This is a genomic window from Tolypothrix tenuis PCC 7101 (genome assembly GCF_963874875.1).
GTDB classification, from domain to species: Bacteria; Cyanobacteriota; Cyanobacteriia; order Cyanobacteriales; family Nostocaceae; genus Aulosira; species Aulosira tenue.
Genome location: NZ_CAWNJS010000001.1, coordinates 2,739,998 through 2,759,888, shown reverse-complemented (window position 1 = coordinate 2,759,888; position 19,891 = coordinate 2,739,998). Strand labels below are relative to the sequence as shown.

General features: G+C 39.7%; 15 protein-coding genes and 1 tRNA gene. 7 read left to right on the top strand and 9 right to left on the bottom strand.

Annotated features, from left to right (window positions below; genetic code table 11):
• Positions 1-186: 186 nt before the first annotated feature.
• From AACU25_RS11350 to moaC, 6 genes are all read right to left on the bottom strand, one after another.
• Positions 187-399, bottom strand: a complete 213-nt coding sequence (locus tag AACU25_RS11350; RefSeq protein WP_096575644.1) for an acetyltransferase — start codon at positions 397-399, stop codon at positions 187-189.
• A gap of 786 nt (positions 400-1,185) precedes the next feature.
• Positions 1,186-1,494, bottom strand: coding sequence for a DUF3181 family protein (locus tag AACU25_RS11345; protein ID WP_045874028.1), 309 nt, complete (start codon positions 1,492-1,494; stop codon positions 1,186-1,188).
• Positions 1,495-1,614: 120 nt separating this feature from the next.
• Positions 1,615-1,872, bottom strand: coding sequence for a 2TM domain-containing protein (locus tag AACU25_RS11340; RefSeq protein WP_045874029.1), 258 nt, complete (start codon positions 1,870-1,872; stop codon positions 1,615-1,617).
• 233 nt (positions 1,873-2,105) lie between these two features.
• On the bottom strand, positions 2,106-2,492 hold the full coding sequence (locus AACU25_RS11335; protein ID WP_096575642.1) for a response regulator: 387 nt from the start codon (positions 2,490-2,492) through the stop codon (positions 2,106-2,108).
• On the bottom strand, positions 2,489-3,688 hold the full coding sequence (locus tag AACU25_RS11330; protein ID WP_096575640.1) for a sigma-54-dependent transcriptional regulator family protein: 1,200 nt from the start codon (positions 3,686-3,688) through the stop codon (positions 2,489-2,491). Before AACU25_RS11330 ends, AACU25_RS11335 begins: the two co-directional genes overlap by 4 nt.
• Before the next feature lie 1,019 nt (positions 3,689-4,707).
• Positions 4,708-5,217, bottom strand: coding sequence for a cyclic pyranopterin monophosphate synthase MoaC (gene moaC, locus AACU25_RS11325; RefSeq protein ID WP_096575638.1), 510 nt, complete (start codon positions 5,215-5,217; stop codon positions 4,708-4,710).
• A 37-nt stretch (positions 5,218-5,254) separates the two neighbouring features.
• Between moaC and AACU25_RS11320 the strand changes: the two genes are divergently transcribed.
• A tRNA-Arg gene (locus AACU25_RS11320) sits at positions 5,255-5,328 on the top strand.
• A gap of 39 nt (positions 5,329-5,367) precedes the next feature.
• Here AACU25_RS11320 and AACU25_RS11315 read toward each other — a convergent pair.
• Positions 5,368-6,576 carry an MFS transporter gene (locus AACU25_RS11315; protein WP_339382013.1) on the bottom strand — a complete coding sequence of 403 codons (1,209 nt, stop codon included), beginning with the start codon at positions 6,574-6,576 and terminating at the stop codon, positions 5,368-5,370.
• Positions 6,577-7,973: 1,397 nt separating this feature from the next.
• On the opposite strand from AACU25_RS11315, the gene ppsA reads away from it, so the two are divergent.
• The 4 genes from ppsA to AACU25_RS11295 all read left to right on the top strand — a co-directional run bounded on the left by ppsA (position 7,974) and on the right by AACU25_RS11295 (position 15,189).
• Positions 7,974-10,484 (top strand): phosphoenolpyruvate synthase, encoded by a 2,511-nt coding sequence (ppsA, locus tag AACU25_RS11310; RefSeq protein ID WP_096575632.1) that lies wholly within the window; start codon positions 7,974-7,976, stop codon positions 10,482-10,484.
• 140 nt (positions 10,485-10,624) lie between these two features.
• On the top strand, positions 10,625-11,152 hold the full coding sequence (locus tag AACU25_RS11305) for a universal stress protein (protein ID WP_096575630.1): 528 nt from the start codon (positions 10,625-10,627) through the stop codon (positions 11,150-11,152).
• A gap of 69 nt (positions 11,153-11,221) precedes the next feature.
• Complete coding sequence (locus AACU25_RS11300; RefSeq protein WP_096575628.1) at positions 11,222-12,745, top strand: pyruvate kinase; 1,524 nt, start codon at positions 11,222-11,224, stop codon at positions 12,743-12,745.
• Between the two features lie 467 nt (positions 12,746-13,212).
• Positions 13,213-15,189, top strand: coding sequence for a tetratricopeptide repeat protein (locus tag AACU25_RS11295; protein WP_096575626.1), 1,977 nt, complete (start codon positions 13,213-13,215; stop codon positions 15,187-15,189).
• Between the two features lie 13 nt (positions 15,190-15,202).
• Here the strand turns inward: AACU25_RS11295 and AACU25_RS11290 are convergent, their stop codons facing one another.
• Together AACU25_RS11290 and AACU25_RS11285 are read right to left on the bottom strand one after the other, a co-directional pair.
• Positions 15,203-15,703, bottom strand: a complete 501-nt coding sequence (locus AACU25_RS11290) for a DUF1648 domain-containing protein (RefSeq protein WP_096575624.1) — start codon at positions 15,701-15,703, stop codon at positions 15,203-15,205.
• A gap of 556 nt (positions 15,704-16,259) precedes the next feature.
• A complete protein-coding gene (locus AACU25_RS11285; protein ID WP_096575622.1) occupies positions 16,260-17,219 on the bottom strand; it encodes an RsmB/NOP family class I SAM-dependent RNA methyltransferase in 960 nt (319 codons plus the stop codon).
• 212 nt (positions 17,220-17,431) lie between these two features.
• On the opposite strand from AACU25_RS11285, the gene AACU25_RS11280 reads away from it, so the two are divergent.
• The gene (locus AACU25_RS11280) at positions 17,432-18,868 is read left to right on the top strand and encodes a DUF2157 domain-containing protein (RefSeq protein WP_096575620.1); all 1,437 of its coding nucleotides are present in this window, start codon (positions 17,432-17,434) and stop codon (positions 18,866-18,868) included.
• Positions 18,869-19,121: 253 nt separating this feature from the next.
• Positions 19,122-19,880: a GDYXXLXY domain-containing protein gene (locus AACU25_RS11275; protein ID WP_096575618.1), complete on the top strand. Its 759-nt coding sequence runs from the start codon at positions 19,122-19,124 to the stop codon at positions 19,878-19,880.
• The last annotated feature ends 11 nt before the right edge of the window (positions 19,881-19,891 follow it).

Below are 19,891 nucleotides of genomic sequence, written 5' to 3'. Positions count from 1 at the left end.
TTTTTATCTAATTTTTACTTCGGTTATTACTTAATATTTTTGGTATAATAGCTTAGTTTTTACACCATTTCAATGATTTTTGTTAAAAATTGATACGCCAATAGGGTGCGTTAGCGATCGCGTAACGCATCCTATTGGCGCAGTAGGATGCGTCACGGACTCCGTAATGCATCCTAGAAAAAATTGTTATTTAGCTTTTCTGTAGTTAGCATCTAACCAACAGCGTGGTAAGCTTTCACCTGAAGGAAAAACTAATTCATCTTTTTTGAAGATATCTGTTTCTTGTTCTTCTTGACCTTCTTGATCTTGTCCGTGAATAGTCTCATTATTAGGGTCAAGTAATTCTTGTACATCAACTATTTTGACTAAATCTCCAGTATCTTTGAGTTGTAAAAACATATTGGTTAATCCTCAATTAATTGCTCAGTAAATTTTTCGTATGCGACAAGTTGCCTCACCCATTTTTATCACTAATCATGGGTTCGAGAAAACTCTCTCTTGGCAGAAAAGATGCTGGTAATTCTATTACTTTTATCTGATAGATAAGGATATAAGGTATTGAATTGAGCGTTGCTTTTCTCGCCATATAGAGAAAAGTTAGACACACTTTGAATTAAATCTTATAAGTCTACTACGCACCATCTAATCAAGCAGTTGGGCAAATTAATATTTGGCACTGACAATCAAAGTATGTAATCTTATAACTTCCGAATTGCTCACTTTTACTGCATTGATTGTCTAATGAGATGACTATGGGATTCTTGCCCAATCTTATTTTCTCAGGATTTTTTATTTATTAACTGCTTATTTAACAAAACTTAGGTATTTTTAGCAGGAAAAGATGGTCTTGACTCTTCTGATTAATTCTTAGTCATTGCCAATTTCAAACTGAGGATTTATTGCCATCAAATAGTATGTACTGATGTTATACCAAATCAAATAATTTTTGCGACACATCAATATATTCTAGAGGACAAGGCAGTGCCTTGCCCCTACAATCTGTTGCATTCTTTTTTCAAATTGGTATTATCTATAACTTGTTCTAGTAGGTATTAAACAAAAAGTGCTGAGTTAAAAGTTCTGAATGCTGGGTGAGTGGCCCTACTCAAGCCTCAGTAATCAGGACTCTTGACTCAGCACTGCTGACAAAGGAACAAATAACATAGCTGCTGGTCGAGGAGAAAGTTAAATTTCTCGTTGATATTTTTCTAAAATATCTACTAAGTTAACCTGGCATTGGAGTGGGAGTAAATCTATTAAAGGAATTTCCTTTCTACCACCGCCAATTTTGACAGGTATTGATTCTAATACTGCTGTTACACGGTTTTCGGTAACACTATTAGAAGTAATTAGAGGATAGAGCTGTTCGGCAACAACGGTATGCAGTTTGGCATTGGATAAATAAAGATGCCACTTAGCAATATCTATGTAAACATTGTCACCTATTTCGGCTGCTAGGGCTTCTAGCAGTTCTGTGGTGTTAGTCTTAGCCATAAAAATCACCCCATATCAACAAAGAGCGTTAACTCTCAGGCTATTTCTCATTATCGCTCAATTGGCTAGGCTATCTCTACAGTCACAGGTTACAATCGCCCCAGCATTGATAGTCAGTCTTCAGGTGGATTTTGGTGGTGTATCGGAATAGTTGGCGATCGCACTGATATAAAGCAGATGCACCGACAATACCACAATCCAACTGACTGTTAACCAAGGCAGCCATTCCCAGTTAGTTGCTTTGAGATTGTGGACAAACCACAACCCAGAATTAATCGTAGCTGCGATCGCTACGTGAACAGCGAAATTCATTCTGTCATCAATTTTGCGGTAGGCTGGGTCTTTGCGATCGGGTTTGGTAGGCCAACGAGGAGGCATAAATATTTGTTACAGATTGTGACACACCTACTTATTCTAAGGGTGTTCGGGGTGCAGTTGCTATTAGAGGGAGAAAATGGGCATTGAGAATAGGAAGACAGATTTTCTTGCTTGATTGTGGCAAAACCTGGTATGAATGACTTTCTTGAAAAAAGAAAATAGGGAACACAGAAATATATATTTTTATATCTTAATTTCAGGCGTGGGGGTTGATCTGCGAGTTAGCTCTACTTTTATGAGGATGGCGAATTTTCGTAAGCAGATTCTATAGTTGTGAGCAATTTTGTAATGTCATAGGGTTTATTGACAAAATAAGAAATTCCTAGGGATGAAGCCAATTCATCCACTTGGTTATAAGCAGTCACTAATACAACTGCTAACTTAATTCCTCTAGCCTGGAGATTTTGATAAACTTCAGCACCCGTAAGTTCTGGCATTCTATTATCTAAAATTAATAAGTCTGGTTGTTGTGTCAGAACTTGTTCTAAAGCTTCTTTACCATCTTTTGCTTCCATCACTTCCCACCCTTCTTGCTCAAGTAAAAAAGCGAGCATGGTGCGACTGTCGCTGTCATCGTCTGCAATTACCAATTTGCGCTTTGCTAAACTTTGAAGGCTCATAATTTGGTTTTGGCTATGGATAAGCAAAGACTATACGGAGTTAATTCCGAATGGTCAATATTTACTGCTGAACTTGCCATAAAATTTACTTGTGCGAATTGAGCATTTTGCACCTTGTTTATTGATACTTCTATTGTCCCATTTTGGCCTGCAAGTTCAAAAGCTTGGAGAAAACAACGCAATATATTACGTAACAGAGTTTGTGGATCGGCAAGCACTGTAATTTCTTCTTGCCAATTAGTCACAACTTCAACTTTACGAATAGCAACTTCTGTAGATAAAATCTCTATCACATCATTAATACTCTGGATGAGTGGCAGAGATTGAACGCTACCAGTCTCTAATGATGCCAAATTGCGCCAAATCTCAGAGCGACGGCGAAAAATTTCAATTGATTGTTCTGCTTGTTTGAGTAGTTGCGCTGCATACTCCCAGCGATTAACAGCCACCATCCGCGAGATCACCTCAAGTTTTAAGCGTGCGGCTTGATGTACTTGAATGAGATCCTGGCGTAATTCTTCTAATGGCTCATATTCGTCTGGTTGCGAAGTTAGTACGCGATGAACATCTGTTTCTAAATTTGCGATTGCAAATTCGGCTTCAATAGCATGGGAAGCACATCGCAATATTTCTTTGAGGCGTTTTCTCGCATCTGCACGTCGCAAAGAAATACTCAACACACCAACGATGTCTTGTTTGTCGTTTCGCAGCGGTATACCTTGGCAAGTAAAAGGCTGAAATCCTTCGATAAAATGCTCTGCGGAAATAATTTCTATATAATTTTCTTCTGCTAAAGTTGTGCCTATCCCATTAGCGCCAGCCACAGCTTCTGATAGTAGAGAACCTGCTTGTGGAAAAGGTTCTGGCCCGTTTACAGTCTGCTCATCACCAATCACATCTAATAGAATAGCTTGGCGATCGCCTAACATGATCGCATGGTGTTCTTGCCCTGCCGCCTGTGATAGCATTCGGAAATAGGGACGCACTACATCAATTAAATAATTATTTTGCTGAAGCAGATGCTCTGTGTCTCGGCTAGATAGTTGTTCTGCTTGTAACGCCAGAGGGTTAGCTCCTTGCAGGTGGGATCTTTCCCAAGCGCGATAAACTGGCGATCGCAACTTATGAGATGCTATTGCACCAGTAGTTCTGTATAAACGTCCTGCTTCGACGGCATCACTCTCTAGATGTGGCATAAATTAGTATTTAGTGATGTGTATGTTACTTTAATGTTTTAATTTTGTAATTTGAATTGACTTTACAAATTACGCTCACCCTGACGATGCCAGTTTGATGCTTTATCAACTATTTTAGAATTGGTCTCGCCACAAGCAACTGATAAAAGGTCATGATTATTTATTCACATTGAATCAGTATCTGTCAACGATATATTGCAGATTTTGATTACGAATTATCAATTAAAAATTACAGGTTTTTTACACAATTTTCCCTTGCTTTTGTTCTTTTATCCTCATCGTTAGGGAAGTAAAAAATAAAATAAAATTTATCGTTGAAGCCAAAACAAGTCAAAAATCAGCTTTTGAGCAATTTAACAGTCAACATCTATAGGACTTACGCAAGTGTAATATTTTTTTCGTTTAGGTTTGTCCCTAGTCAAATGTCAAAAGTCCAAAAAAACTAAATTTTTGACTCTTGACTCTTATGTCACAATACAGTTCAGATAAGCTCATTAGCGATTGATTTTTCACTTCTTAAAGAAGCCAGAAGACTTGGGGGATTCTCCCCCAAACCCCCGATTGGGTGACGGTTGCGTCCCCCAAACCCCCTCCAAAAGTATTGTTCTGTTTTGTTGTTGAGTAACTAGTTTTTTGGTTTTATAAGCAATTAATTTTCTTAACTGAACTGTATTTTCTTATGTCAGAGGATCACTGTGCCAGTTGCGTAAGTACTGATCAAAAATCAACAAAATTGAACATCAATCCCATTGGTTAAGGATTTTCAACTCTTAATTTGGTTTGAGGAAAAGGTGTACCCCTGCGCTTAAGCAAGCTACGCATAGCGTCTCCGCAGGAGAAAGGGTAAGGGTTAAAGGTTTTTTCTTGCCCTTTTGCCCTTAACCGACAAGATTGGGAGTAGTTGATATTGCTAGTGGGCAATAATCCAATACTTTTTGGTTCCAGGGGAAAGGTTTTAATTTATCCCTTCCCCATTCCCCATTCCCCTTTTCCCAAACCACCACAGAAATTTTTGGCACTTAGCCACTAATTCTTGGGGAATAATCTCCAGATTTACCGCCAGTTTTGCTAATTAAGCGAATTGATTCAATTTGAATCGATTTTTCTAAGGCTTTTGCCATATCGTATAAGGTTAAAGCCGCCACAGAGACAGCAGTCAAAGCTTCCATCTCTACACCAGTTTCGGCTTTGGTTTTGACGGTAGCCTGAATTTGATAGCCGGGAAGTTGGGAATCAGGTATCACTTCGACTTCAACTTTCTGCAACGGCAAAGGATGGCATAAAGGAATTAAATTAGCTGTCTGTTTCGCAGCCATAATTCCCGCTATCCTCGCAGTAGCTAGTACATCGCCTTTGGGAGTGTTCCCAGCTTGGATGGCGGCAAAAGTTTCCGGTAGCATTCGCACTTGAGCAGCAGCTACGGCTTGGCGCACAGTAGGGGCTTTCGCAGACACATCTACCATTTGTGCCTGTCCTTGTTGGTCGAGATGAGTGAGGTTAGGAAAATTAGAGGAAAAATTGTCTTGCATGATTTTTGCAGAACGTGTTAATATGATTTTCTGACAGGGGCGTGTAGCTCAGTGGACTAGAGCACGTGGCTACGGACCACGGTGTCGGGGGTTCGAATCCCTCCTCGCCCGTTAAAAAAAAGAAGCGCAATCATTGATTGCGCTTCTTTTTTATGATTGATTTAGAGAATAGGCATCTTTGCCTCGACCCAAGGCAAAGCGTAGGGAATCAGTAAAGTTTTTATTGCCTTGAGTTAGGAAAATTAACAGCGCCAGGATAGCTAAACCAGCGCAAAAACCAAACATATTGCGATAGCCAACTTGTTCTGCAACCGAACCGAAAATTGGGCCAGCGATCGCAATGCCAAAATCTAACCCCATAATACAAAGTGAAAATACCCTTCCCCTTTCTTGCTGCAGAGAGCGATCGGCAATTACTGTAGAAATCATGGGCATGAGGATACCAGAACCAGCACCCTCTAAAGTTCCCGCAATTAAGAAGACATTGGCGGTAGTAGCAAAAGCTAATAACATCATAGAAATCGCATACACAACTAAGCTGAGAGTAATAAATAAACCTCTACCATAGCGATCGCTTGCTTTACCAGTAAAAAATCGGACGCTAAAACTAGCAAGTGCGCCAGCTGTGTAAAATAAGCCTGGGTTTAAATCTACTCGTGCGGCTTTGATAAATAAAGGTACAAAGGTGTGCAAAGCCCCAAACGCCAAGCCAATCATCAGCATAATGCTGGCTAAAACTCTCACTCTAGGACTGAATAACAAGCGCCAAAATTTGCTACTATCGCTATCCGATTTGTTTTGTTTGTGGATTGGGGGATTAACAATCGGTACGAGACACAATAAACCCATCCCCGCCAATCCTGTAGATAGCAAAAATAATAGTGTGTAACCACTTGTTGCTTGTAAATAACCTCCTAAAGCGGGGCCAATGGCTGTACCAATGGGAGTTACCAAACTCATGTAACCCATGATTTCACCACGATTTTTTTCTGGTGCTAAATCGGCTACCAATGCTAAGAAACCTGTGGTGAAAGCGGCGATACTTAGCCCATGAAACGCCCGCACCGCCATTAACCCGGGAATTGATTGTACTAATATATAACCCAGAGGTGCGATCGCATTCACTAGCATCCCAATTATTAAGACTATTTTCCGTCCCCTTTGGTCTGCTAAACGCCCAAAAAAAGAGCGAAATAGTAACATTCCAATAGCAAAACAACCAAGCACAATACCTATTTGTTGCTTAGTTGCGCCCACATCTTCCATATAAAGTGGTAGCGTTGGTAACAAAGCAGCCAAGCTAGACCAGAATAATAAACCTGCTGCAAATAAAGACAGTAATATATATTGATTTTTCAATACTCCAGCCTTTAATTTCAACTTAATGCTCAAAAAATACTTAAAAGACTTATTTCCAGTGTTTTAATATTAAAATTAGTATATTTTTAGACTAATCTTAATACTCAAGCAATGCTCACTCAATACCATAACTAGTTCTTGTGTTCAAATTTGTCTAACAAACTAGTGCAATAAATCTAAAACCATCACTACAAAGGCATGAAAGCTATTTTACCAGCTATCACCTTCATCTCTAGTGATTTGCTGTCAAGCCATACCTTAATTACCTGTTGAAAAGCTCTACACAGCGCACTTAGAACCTTATTAAAAGGATTTGTTATACTAATTCAAATAATATTTGCGACCGATAAATTCTTTGTAAGGGCACGGCATCCTCAATCTTTTGGCATATCAAATATCTTACTAGTGTCGTGTCCCTACCCATCGTCGCTTTCTTCTTTCAAAATGGTATTACACAACATTTTCATACATTGAGACAGCTAAAAATTAATGATTTTCATATAAATAGGTAATTCCGTAAAAGAAATTTAAAGCAACAAATAATAGCCCCATCTAATATTGTTAGATGGGGCTATTAGGTGTATCAAGATATGTGCATCTTCACATTAAATTGGTATGAATAATTTATTTTGTTGCCAACAATATTTAACTTTGTATTAATTAATTTTTTTGGTGGTGCATTAGGTAATGTGCCTAACGCACCTTACTAATACAAACGCTGAATTCAGACATTTTTATTTCCTATTTAGTCAGCAATTCCTCAACCCAATTATTAATCAGTAATATCTATCTTTCAAATTGATATTCTGTCTAAGCCTATCCATCCGTTGATGGTTTCACGTTTGTTTGTACAAACAAGGCCTTCAGATTCGTCATGATGATCAACAATGGTCGGTAACTCTTCTACAAAATGTTCTGATAATAAGCAGGATTGATGTCCTAGAAATACTGGCATTTTTTGCCAACAATGTCGGCAGAACCAGTACAGATCAGAACCATTGATATGTAGCAGTAGTAAGTTAGAGCAGCAAGGACAGTAATTCATATTTACAAGTTCTGCAATCAGCTGAACTAGAAAAATTCACTATCAACACTTTTAAGATAATTGTGAAATGTGAGGAACTTGTGAAGAAAGTTAAGTTATTCTTGTTTTTGTAATTTTTGTACATATTTCGCAATATATGAGTTGGATTGTTAATAATTGCTGCTCTCAAATAAAAAATAAAAACACACTTTTGAATTGCAGTTTTTAGGTTTATGTAAAAACAAATTACTAATAAATGATCTTCACAAGATCCTCAAATTATCCTCGTATATAAATTAAGTGTAGGGCTTGGGATCAAAACAAATAATACATCGCTCTTCAGTATCTCTATTTCTTTAAGGAACTTAAAATTATGCTAGAAATCTTGGATAATCAAGAAATATCTCGCTCAGTTTCCAAAGAACAAGCATTTGTATTGCCTTTAAATGAAGTAGGTATTGCAGACATTCCTTTAGTTGGAGGCAAAAATGCTTCTTTAGGGGAAATGATTCAGCAACTCCGGCGCAAAGGTGTAAAAGTTCCTACAGGGTTTGCTACCACTGCTTACGCATATAAATACTTTATTTCTGCCGCAGGTTTGGAAACAAAACTTAGAGAAATTTTTGCTGATTTAGATGTAGAAGATGTGCCAAATCTGCGGCAATGTGGTAAAAAAGCCAGGTTATTAATGCTGCAAACTCCGTTTCCTGTAGAATTGCAGGAAGCGATCGCCCAAGCTTATCGCAGTCTTTGTCAGCAATATGATGCTGAAATGGATACTGATGTAGCTGTTCGCTCCAGTGCGACTGCAGAAGATTTACCAGATGCTAGCTTTGCGGGACAGCAAGAAACTTATTTAAATGTCCACGGTTTAGAAGCTGTATTAGAAGCCTGTCACAAATGCTTTGCTTCTATTTTTACCGATCGCGCCATTTCCTATCGCCAAATTAAGGGTTTTGATCACTTCAATGTTGCCCTGTCGGTAGGCGTGCAAAAAATGGTACGTTCTGACTTGGCTAGTTCTGGTGTCATGTTCTCTATTGATACCGAAACCGGCTTTAAAGACGCAGCCTTAATTACTGCTGCTTACGGTTTAGGCGAAAACGTTGTTCAAGGCGCAGTTAACCCCGACGAATATTTAGTATTTAAGCCGACATTAAAACAAGGATACCGCCCAATTATCAGGAAAAGCCTTGGCAGTAAAGAAATTAAGATGGTTTATGACTTGGGCGGCTCAAAATTAACCAAAAATATCTCTGTCGCCCCATCAGAACGGAGTGTATTTGCGCTTAATGATGAGGAGATTTTGCAACTTGCTAATTGGGCTTGCATCATTGAAGAACATTACTCCCAAGTCCGTGGTACATACACACCAATGGATATTGAGTGGGCAAAAGATGGGATTAGCAATGAACTGTTTATTGTCCAAGCGCGTCCAGAAACAGTGCAGTCCCAAAAGACGGGGAATATATTGCGGACTTATCGGTTATTAGGGACTGGGGATAGGGGACTGGGGACTGGGAAAGACAGTATTCAATCCCCAATCCCTGATACCCAATCCCTAGTCCCTTTAGTTACAGGTCGTAGCGTCGGTGAGATGATTGGGCAAGGTAAAGCCAGAGTCATTTTAGATGTGCATCAAATTAATCAGTTCCAAGCTGGAGAAATACTCGTAACAAACCGCACCGATCCAGACTGGGAACCGATTATGAAAAGGGCTAGTGCGATTGTAACTAACGCTGGCGGACGTACTTGTCATGCAGCAATTATTGCCAGGGAGTTGGGAATTCCGGCGATTGTTGGTTGTGGGAATGCGACTACTATCTTGAAAACTGGGCAAGAAATTACTGTTAGTTGTGCGGAAGGTGAAACCGGAAAAGTTTATTCAGGTTTATTACCTTTTGAAATCCAAGAATTACCACTAGAAAAACTGCCCCACACCCACACTCAAATTATGATGAATGTGGGCAATCCAGAAGAAGCATTTGGTTTTGCAGCTATTCCTAATGATGGTGTAGGATTAGCGCGGATGGAATTTATTATTGCTAACCACATCAAAGCCCATCCTTTAGCCTTGATTCATTTTGATGAATTAGAAGACGAACTAGCTAAATACAAAATTGCTGAGTTAACTACTCAATATGAAAATAAAGCGCAATTCTTCGTAGATAAAATAGCTGAAGGAATTGGCACGATCGCAGCTGCTTTTTATCCCAAACCTGTAATTGTGCGTCTGTCTGATTTCAAGAGTAATGAATACGCCAATCTTTTAGGTGGTAAACAATTTGAACCGGAAGAAGAAAACCCGATGATTGGCTGGCGTGGTGCTTCGCGCTATTACGATCAACGCTATCGTGAAGGCTTTGCTTTGGAATGTCAGGCGATGAAGCAAGTGCGCGATCGCATGGGCTTAACCAACATCATTTTAATGATACCGTTCTGCCGGACACCTGAAGAAGGGCGGCGAGTATTAGCTGAGATGGCAAACAATGGTTTAGTCAGAGGCGAAAACGGCTTACAAGTTTATGTGATGTGCGAATTGCCAAGTAACGTGATTCTCGCAGACGAGTTTGCTCAAGTATTTGATGGCTTCTCCATCGGTTCCAATGACTTGACGCAATTAACTCTTGGATTGGATCGAGATTCAGAATTAGTCGCCCATTTATTTGATGAACGCAATCAAGCTGTGAAGCGAACAATCGCCACAGCTATCCAAACAGTTAAACAGCACGGACGCAAAATTGGTATTTGCGGCCAAGCACCAAGTGATTACCCAGAATTCGCCCGTTTCCTAGTCCAAGAAGGAATAGATTCCATCAGCCTCAATCCGGATTCAGTACTGAAAACACTCCTAGAAATTGCTAATGCAGAAGCTAGGGGATGAGGCAAGGGGGCAGGGGGCAGGGAGATGAGGGGGATGAAGAGAAATAATTATTACCCATTACCCATTACCCATTACCCATGCCCCATGCCCCATGCCCCATGCCCAATGCCCAAATACCAAATCACTAAGGAGTAATCATGATGTTTCACAAAGTGTTGGTTGCGGTTAATAATTCGGAAATTGGTCAACAAGTTTTTGATCAGGCTTTAGCTTTAGCGAAAGCAACTAATGCGGAATTAATGTTGCTCTATGTGCTTTCACCTTTTGATGAACGCTATCCCAATCCTCCCGGTATAGCTACAGATGGAATTTACGCTCCTTTTACTCCTGATGATGTCAACTATTATCTGGGACAGTGGGAATCTTTAAAGCGTGAAGGCGTAGAATTTTTGACGTTGTTAAACAATAAAGCGATCGCTCAAGGTGTCAATGCCCAGTACACTCAGGAATTTGGCGATCCGAGTCGAATTATTTGCGATTTAGCCCGTAGTTGGCAAGCTGATTTAATTATTCTCGGTCGGCGTGGGCTGACGGGAATTAGCGAGTTTTTCTTAGGTAGCGTTAGCAATTACGTGCTGCATCATGCTCCTTGTTCAGTTTTAGCAGTACAAGGGGTAGTTGATGCTGTTAAAGAAAATTCCCCAGCCACGTTAGCAGGTTCAGCTTGATTTTTACAAGCAGTTTCCATGACTATCATCTTTATTCCCTAACAATCGGACTTCCAACCCTTAACCTATATGCTGTCTTCAAGCTTAAAAACGCCCGATTTTGGTGTGGATCTATCCAATCCCCAAGCCTTACTTACCGCCTTACAACAGCTTCGTAGATGTGTTTATCAAGAAGGACAGGAGATTTTTCACGAATGGCGATCGCGCATTCATCGGCCAGCATTTATTAATAGTAGTCTCAACTTAGCTTATTATTTAGCACTGCGGCGTTATGACTTGCGGGAATTGCAAATGGCTTTGTTACCTTGGGGTTTATGTTCATTAGGACATATTGAAACCAAGGTTTTAGCACATTTAGATGCGGTAATTGCCACGTTAGCAGCTGCTTGTGATGTCAAGTTAAATTCTCCCATTAGTCACCCACCATTAGAGGAGTTTTTTGAAGGCGATCGCTTGCTGCAAGAACAAACTGAGGCGCTGTTTGGCCAGACAATGCGTCAGCGTCGAGTCAGAATTATGGTGACATTGCCGACAGAAGCAGCTAGCAATTATGAGTTAGTCCGGAATCTCATTCACCAGGGAACCGATTGTGTACGGATTAACTGCTCTCATGATACTCCGGCTGAATGGTCTGCCATGATTGCGAATGTGCGGTTGGCAGAAGCACAGATGAAACATCCCTGTAAAATTTTAATGGATTTAGGCGGGCCGAAACCGCGAATTGAATTTACTCTCGCTCCTAATGGTAAACGTCACATCTGTCGTGGAGATTTGCTGCTGCTGACTCGTGATGTATCCACCACCGTTGGATCTAGTTGTTTCCAAGCCAGTTGTACTTTGCCGGAAGTACTAGATCAAATACAGCTAGGCGCGAGAGTATGGATTGATGATGGTCATATAGGTGGACTTGTGGAAGCCATCACAGATGAAGGTATCTGGATACGCATTACTCAAACCCGCCTCAAAGGTAATAAACTTCAGCTGGATAAGGGTTTGAACTTTCCCGATACAGATTTGCACTTAAGTCCACTCACCAATCAAGACAAACAAGATCTCGACTTTATCGCTAGCCACGCCGAACTGGTGGATATTATTGGCTATTCCTTTGTGCAAAAAGCTGAGGATATTGCGCTTTTACAACAGGAATTACAAGCCAGGTTACCAGCAGGTTCTCCCATCCCCGCGATCGTCGCTAAAATTGAAACCCCATTGGCTGTTAGCAACCTGCCAGAATTAATTGTGCAAGCAGCAGGTCAACAACCCTTTGGCATTATGATTGCTAGAGGCGATTTAGCTGTGGAAATTGGTTACCAGCGTTTAGCAGAAATTCAAGAAGAAATTCTGTGGTTATGTGAAGCTGCCCATGTGCCTGTAATTTGGGCTACTCAAGTTTTAGAAAATCTCGTGAAACACGGAATGCCTTCACGGGCAGAAATGACTGATGCAGCAATGGCAGAAAGGGCTGAGTGCGTGATGTTGAACAAAGGGGCCTATATTGTCCAGGCTGTAACAATTTTAGATGATGTTCTCACTAGAATGCAGGCACATCAAATGAAGAAAACACACCAACTGCGTGCTTTACGTTCCTGGTAAAAGTAGCGCTTTCTTTTCTGCAATTTTTGCAGCAAGCATCTGCTAATTTGCATATCTCAGCTTAATTAAATATTTGTGTCTTTTGCCTGAAATAACACCTGAGTTATGTAAGTTAAATGTGAAAAAATTAAGTAAATATTTAAGTCTGCTTTCTCTAACCAATTTATCCTCAGTTAGAGTCAGCAGATTTTCCGACTATCACATAACTTATAGAAAAAGCTGTAGTTAATATTAATTTAAATAAGATAGCGCTCAATTAAAATTATACAGTTCAGGTTTTCTTAATCTTGGATTAAAAATTATAAATTTGTAGTTTGTATCACAACCTACCTACGGAAATTGCAGAAGAATCGTATACTGATAATTTAAAAATATATGAAAATATTTTTAAATTATCAGCGATTCCATAGAGAATATATTAAACAGTAATTGCAGAATGTAATTATAAATTTTGGGAGTCTCTAGCCGTGTCAGTCAGTAGGATTCGTCAAAACCAAGCTATTAACAGATTTGATGCGATTCGCAAAGATGCAGATGTCCATCGGTTGATGAATTTGTTGGCGGCCTATCCTTTGGCAAAGCAAATAGTGCTAGCGAATTGGCACAAGCAATCGCCACAGGAGATGTGGCTAGATTGGCAGGATGTTAATATAAATTTAAACAAATTTAGCGATTATAAAAATAAAACAATCTTTAAATGTGTAGAATATCCTCACAAGGATTTATCTGCAGATACACAGAGCTTACTATTGTGTTTAGCTCCCTTGAAGGGTTTGATTGACCGGAATGAACTGGTAAATTACATTAGAGAATTACAAAATTTAGAATTCCTTAAGAAATATTCTCTAAAAAAAATTGATGCTGCTCTTCAAGAAGCTATTGACTGGGGATTGTTAAAATATCATAATATTTTTGCTAATTTGCTGATTATCCAACCTGTATTTCCTTACTTTTTGCAGCATAAGTTAGAAAGCCTCAACGAGCAAATGCATAAAGCGTTAGACGAGGCATTTAAAAACCACTATTTAAAGTATGCAGACAAATATTACCAGTTGCTAAATTCCCATGATTACCAAGAGCGGGAAAAGGGGAGATTATTTTGCCAATGGCAATATGAAAACCTTTACAAAGCATTGCAATTATGTTTGGAAACTCAAGAAAGTATTAGTATTTATTTTTGCTTAGATAGATACTTAGATTTGATTGACGATAATCAAACAAACCAGAAGTTAGCAGAAATAGTCTGTCAAAATTTAGAAAAATATCCGGCTGCATTTATTAAAAGTGAATTAGGCTATCAAATACCCTTAGCAATTCAAAAACTAGGTTGCTGGCAACTGTTAAAAAAACAATATTCACAAGCCAGACAATCTTACACAAAAGCATTACAAATATACAGTGCTTTAGACAGCCAAAAGCAAATACAGAAACAAATTTGGCAAGCTAACACTTACTATAATTTAGGGATAATCGCCCAGCAAATGCAAGAATTTGCACAGGCAGAGAGTAATTATCAACAGGCTTTGCATATTTACATCAAAAATAGCGATCGCTATCATCAAGCCCGTACCTATTACCAATTGGGCAATATTGCTCAACAAACATGGGAATTGTCACAGGCACAGAATTATTATCAACAAGCGTTAAAAATCTATGTTGAACATGGCGATCGCTATTCTTGTGCCCGCACCTACTACAATTTAGGTAGAATTGCCCAAGAATTGCGGGAATTTACCGAAGCCCAGCGCAATTATCAGCAAGCGTTACAAATCTACATCGAACATAGCGATCGCTATTCTTGCGCCAGCACCTATTACAATTTGGGTGTAGTTGCCGAAGCATTACAAGAGCTATCACCAGCGCAACGTAACTATCAACAAGCTTTGGATATTTATATTGAACATGGCGATCGCCAGCACCAAGCACTGATATATCAAAATTTGGCAGGTATAGCCGAAAAAACACAGGAATTTGCAGCAGCGCAACAACATTATCAACAAGCTTTGATCATCTACATTGCCCAAGGCGATCGCGATGAGCAAGCTAAGATATATCAAGATTTGGCAAGTGTAGCCCTAAAAACACAGGAATTTGTCGAAGCGCAACGCTATTATCAACAAGCGTTACAAATCTACATCGAACATAGCGATCGCTATGAGCAAGCCAATATCTACCAACACTTGGGGCTAGTTGCTCAACAAATGCAGAATCTAACACGGGCGCAAAGCTATTATCAACAAGCTTTGGATATTTATATAGAATATGGCGATCGCTATAAACAAGCCCGTACTTATCAAAACCTGGGGATGATTGCCCAGACTATGCATGATACAGCACAGGCGCGCCAAAATTATCAAAAAGCTTTAGATATTTTTGTGGAATATGGCGATCGCTATTCTCAGGCATATATTGAGTGCCAATTAGAACTTTTAGCACCAGTCTAGCTAGCCTTCGCTATCAACGAGCCATCAAAGACTGGCTTAACCAATATGCGACTGTAGCAAATATTAATATTACAGACACAGGGCCAAACCAAATTCCTAAAGTAGGATTTTCGGTAGTGGCGAGATTGTACATTTGCCATTCAATGTAAGCAAAGAGCCAAACTAATTCAAACTTTAACCAAATGATCATTGAGCAAGCAATTTGATATTGTCTCAATGCATTTTCTTCCGTAATTCTCACCACATAATTAAAAGTATGGGGATAGCGGTTGATCACTGTCAGCATTCCATACATAAATAAACCCACAATTGGTAGCAACCAGATAACTTTTTTGCTACCCCAGCCGTTAGCGCGTCCATCAATGCCAAAATGGACTGGTATCGTATCGGGCAATGTTAACCAACCGTGAAGTGCGATGCCAAATAATGCCACTATTCCTGCTAACGCACCCCAATTTATTATTTGCAATAGCTGCGATTCAGGAATTACAAGAACAGGCCTTTGATTACTCATGATATTTACCTTAATCTGCTGATTTTGGTCTTAATCTAGCCTGATTTTTGAAATATGAAACTAGCCCAAATGTCAAAAAAAATTACAATTTTCTCTATGGTAAGTTTGCTTACCCCTAAGGTGATACTAATAGACTCGTTCTCAAACTTGCAAGTAACGCACGAAAAGCGTTTCCATCGGTGCTTTACGCTAAAGCTAACGCACCTAATAAATTTATTGATTAACAAAATAAAAAATATATTTTGATAAACGTATCACAGAAAATACGGTGTCCCTGTCAAATCCAATCATATACAATTTCTGGTTATTCCTCCTACCTCCTGACTTGAAAGTGATGAGTGATACCATTTTGAAAAAAGAACGCGACAGATGAGTAGGGGCACGGCACCAGTAAGATATTTGATATGTCAAAAGATTGAAGATGCCGTGCCCTTACAAAGAATTTATCTGTCGCCAACATTATTTGAATTGGTATGATGAGTACTGAGTAAAAATCCCATTGAGACTTTCATAATTGGCGGTGAAACTTGTTTCATTGGGACTATTTCCTTAATGTTCATTCAGGTAAAATTTCTCGACAACCAAGCTGATTAAGAATCTCGTCATCTACCTCCTTGCTATCACCAAATTCTGTATTTTTGAACAATACTGTAAATGCTCCTGCTCCTAACCTATCTTGCGGAAACAGACGATAACAAGGTATATCAGTTAAATGCGATTGATAATTTTGTAAATTACTCACTTTAATTGCCTTAAATTGAGGAAATCGCTGTAAAAACCATTCGCACACCTCCTCATTTTCTTCTGGAGAATAAGTACAAGTCATATAAGCTAAATACCCTTGAGGCGCTACAACTTGAGCAGAATTAGCTATAATCCGTTTTTGACGATTAGCACATTTATTAATATTAGTTGGGTGAAAACATCCTGGTGCTTTTTCACCTTTAGCGAGTAAAGATTGCCCAGAACAAGGAGCATCGACTAAAACCAAATTACTAGATAACGGTATAGTCTCAGCCAAGATACTAGAATCTCGATTAACTACAAAGCTAGGCTTAATGTGGCAACGTTTCAAATTAGAAATCAGCATTCCTAAACGTTTACCAATTACCTCATTACTAATCAGTAATTCAGGTTGTAAAGCTTTCCACGCGAAGATACTCTTGCCTCCTGGTGCAGCACACATATCAAATATCAGCTTTACCGATGGGGTAATTGTTAATAAAGGCGCAGCTGCAAATACAGAAGAAAAATCCAGACAATAAAAATCTCCTTGGTCATGTAGAGGATGTTTACCTGGCTTTTCTCCTAAAGGTAATCTATCTACAAATTCCGGTTGCCAAGTGGCTGGTATTTCTACAGAAAAAGGTGAAATATTTGGTCTTGATTGACACCATAGAATGCAGGGATGAAAAGGTTGAGGATTAATCAGTGCTTCAATAAATTTCTCTTGAATATCAACGTTTGCAAACAAACGCTTTGCAAGTTTAATTAATAGATTTGAAGGTTTTTCCATCGATAAATCAAACTGTTATGAAAGAACAATGCCAAGCTAAGGTTTAGCTGCATACTGAAAAACATCATGTCATTTGAAATGGGCATTGGGCATTTGGTATTTGGTGTTTGGTGTTTGGTATTAGGTGTTTGGCGTTACTTATTTTCCTTTATCTTCCCAGTCCCCAGTCCCCAGTCCCCAATCCCCAGCCCCAAACTACACCACCGAGGGTCATGATATTCGATAATTTTCAGCGAAAAATACGCAAAGAAGCACAGCTATGGCGAGATGAAGGCCTAATTAGTGCTTCGCAGTATCAACAGTTAGCAGACCGTTATCAATTTAACAACATAGAAGCAGCAACACGCGATCGCTCGCGGATGATTGCGATCGCAGTTGGCGGTATCTTGTTAGTGTTAGGTGTGATTATTTTTATCGCCGCCAACTGGCAAGAATGGTCACGAGATGTCAAGTTTATCTTGATGATCAGTTTGTTTCTGTCTGTTACTATCACTGGTTTTTACACTTGGCGAGAACCTGCACTTAAGAAAGCGGAAGGCAAAAAACTTGACCGCAGCAAACGCTTATTAGGAGAGGCTTTACTGATATTAGGCGCTTTTATTTTAGGCGCAAATATCCTCTTGATGGCTCAAGTCTTCAATATTGCTGGTTCCACGGCGGAACTCTTTATTGCTTGGGGATTTGGGGTTGTAGTCATGGCTTACAGTCTATCCATAAATTCCTTGGGTATTCTGGGCATTGTCCTCGTCCTCATTGGCTATTGGAGTGGACTCGGAGACTGGTGGTACACTCAGGGCGAATGGACTTGGGCAAGATTAATCGTGCGACATATGCCCTTGATATCCTGGCTATTTTTTGTACCCTTAGCCTATTTTTGCCGATCACGGTGGATTTTTGGATTAGCAGTTTTTGCTTTTGTAAGTTCCTTGCAATTCAACCTCAATCCTTTACAAGTACTAACTTACACTGATATTGCGCCGTGGGTAGCATCCTTTGCCTTTGCACTCCCACCAGCTTTATTGTGGAGTTACGATGACTTACTCTTTCCCACAATTAATTATCGCTTGTTTCAACCCCTAGCGCGTAGTCTCGCTTTATTCTGTTTTGGTTTTGCATTTTATATCTTGTCCTTCCGTTGGCAATGGGAATTTCCCGAAAATGGCTATATACCGCCAACTACTAACAGCAACATCTTCAGAAGTCTTCCCATCATCGATATCGGGATTCTTAGTGGCTTGGCAGTATTACAATGGTTATTTCTGCTGCGTCAACGCAACAATCCCGCCCGTCGAGAAATGGTTTTCAACCTGATCCTGATAGGGATATTTATTGGCATCACGGCTTTAGTACCTTTTTGGCATCAAGGTATTACTCGCATTAGCGAACTGGGAATTTTTGCCTTCAACGTTCTGTTAGTGATCTTATCTTGGAAACTAATTCAAGAAGGATTGAAACTTAACGATAGACCCTCCTTTTGGGGCGGTATGCTATTGTTAACTTTACAAGTCCTCAGTCGGGTGTGGGAGTACAATACAGACTTGCTAGTCAAGTCGCTGGTTTTTGTAATGTGCGGTTCTGTACTAATTAGCGCCGGACTGTGGTTTGAACGTCGCCAATCTGAAGGAAAAAGTAAAAAAAGTAATTCGTAATTCGTAATTCATAATTCGTAATTACGAAGAATTCGGTAGAATGTGATCTCTGTGTATTCCTAATATTTGAGTAGTTAGGGATTTTCGGAAAATAAATGATCCCACCTTCAGAGGAACAAATTCTTTCTCCTCTGCTTCCTCCGCTTCCTCTGCTGGCATAGTGATGGAATATCTTTTTAGTTGAAATTCTCTTAGCCTGTCTCTGCGTAAGTCCTAATCCCGGTTATTTTCCTCTCCTTTCAGGACTACGCCCATGAAAAGTAATGCCTCCGAATCAAATAAATCCAGCGCTTCTGAATCGAATAAATCATCAAATAAATCTAATCAAGGTTGGTCTCCCGAAGCTGAATTTTCTGGAAAGCTGACTTTTCGGGATTATTTAATTGCTACTGAACAAAAAGCAAACCAGCCCTTACCTTTTTGGCGGTTACTGGTTCCCCTGTTAATTCAAACAGGGTTAATTATGGCAGTACCCACCCAAGCTGTTTACACAGACGTTGCAGGCAAAACAGTGATTTTGCAAAGCGCATCTGTAGATCCTGATGATGTGCGGCAAAACTTCGCCATCAATTTAGACTATAACATCTCCCGGATTGCAACTTTGAGAAGACTACCTGGCTGGCAGGAGTTGCTAAGGCAAAATAGGGGTAGAACTAGACAATTGGCAGAAGGAACCAATTTGTATGTAACTCTGGAAGAGAGAGAATTTTCTGGTCGTGGTGTTCCGTCTGCTTGGAGGCCAATAAGAGTTAGCGGAAAACGACCTACAAACCTAGCAAATGATCAGGTCGCCCTAAAAGGCGTATATCGGGATGGCGTTGTCAATTATGGCGTAGAGACATACTACATTCCAGAGGAACAGAGAGAACGGATTAGTAGAGATATTTCTCGCGCTTTAAACTCTCGTGAGGGAAGACGACAACCAATAGTAGTCAAAGTCAAAGTCGATCCTCAAGGTAATGCTGTACCTATTAGTTTATGGGTGCGCGATCGCAACTATCGCTTTGAATAATTACTAATTCG

Coding starts and splice junctions, on each gene's coding strand:
- AACU25_RS11350 (WP_096575644.1), bottom strand. CDS start 399: ATGTTTTTACAACTCAAAGATACTGGAGATTTAGTCAAAATAGTTGAT.
- AACU25_RS11345 (WP_045874028.1), bottom strand. CDS start 1,494: ATGGCTAAGACTAACACCACAGAACTGCTAGAAGCCCTAGCAGCCGAA.
- AACU25_RS11340 (WP_045874029.1), bottom strand. CDS start 1,872: ATGCCTCCTCGTTGGCCTACCAAACCCGATCGCAAAGACCCAGCCTAC.
- AACU25_RS11335 (WP_096575642.1), bottom strand. CDS start 2,492: ATGAGCCTTCAAAGTTTAGCAAAGCGCAAATTGGTAATTGCAGACGAT.
- AACU25_RS11330 (WP_096575640.1), bottom strand. CDS start 3,688: ATGCCACATCTAGAGAGTGATGCCGTCGAAGCAGGACGTTTATACAGA.
- moaC (WP_096575638.1), bottom strand. CDS start 5,217: ATGCAAGACAATTTTTCCTCTAATTTTCCTAACCTCACTCATCTCGAC.
- ppsA (WP_096575632.1), top strand. CDS start 7,974: ATGCTAGAAATCTTGGATAATCAAGAAATATCTCGCTCAGTTTCCAAA.
- AACU25_RS11305 (WP_096575630.1), top strand. CDS start 10,625: ATGTTTCACAAAGTGTTGGTTGCGGTTAATAATTCGGAAATTGGTCAA.
- AACU25_RS11300 (WP_096575628.1), top strand. CDS start 11,222: ATGCTGTCTTCAAGCTTAAAAACGCCCGATTTTGGTGTGGATCTATCC.
- AACU25_RS11290 (WP_096575624.1), bottom strand. CDS start 15,703: ATGAGTAATCAAAGGCCTGTTCTTGTAATTCCTGAATCGCAGCTATTG.
- AACU25_RS11285 (WP_096575622.1), bottom strand. CDS start 17,219: ATGGAAAAACCTTCAAATCTATTAATTAAACTTGCAAAGCGTTTGTTT.
- AACU25_RS11280 (WP_096575620.1), top strand. CDS start 17,432: ATGATATTCGATAATTTTCAGCGAAAAATACGCAAAGAAGCACAGCTA.
- AACU25_RS11275 (WP_096575618.1), top strand. CDS start 19,122: ATGAAAAGTAATGCCTCCGAATCAAATAAATCCAGCGCTTCTGAATCG.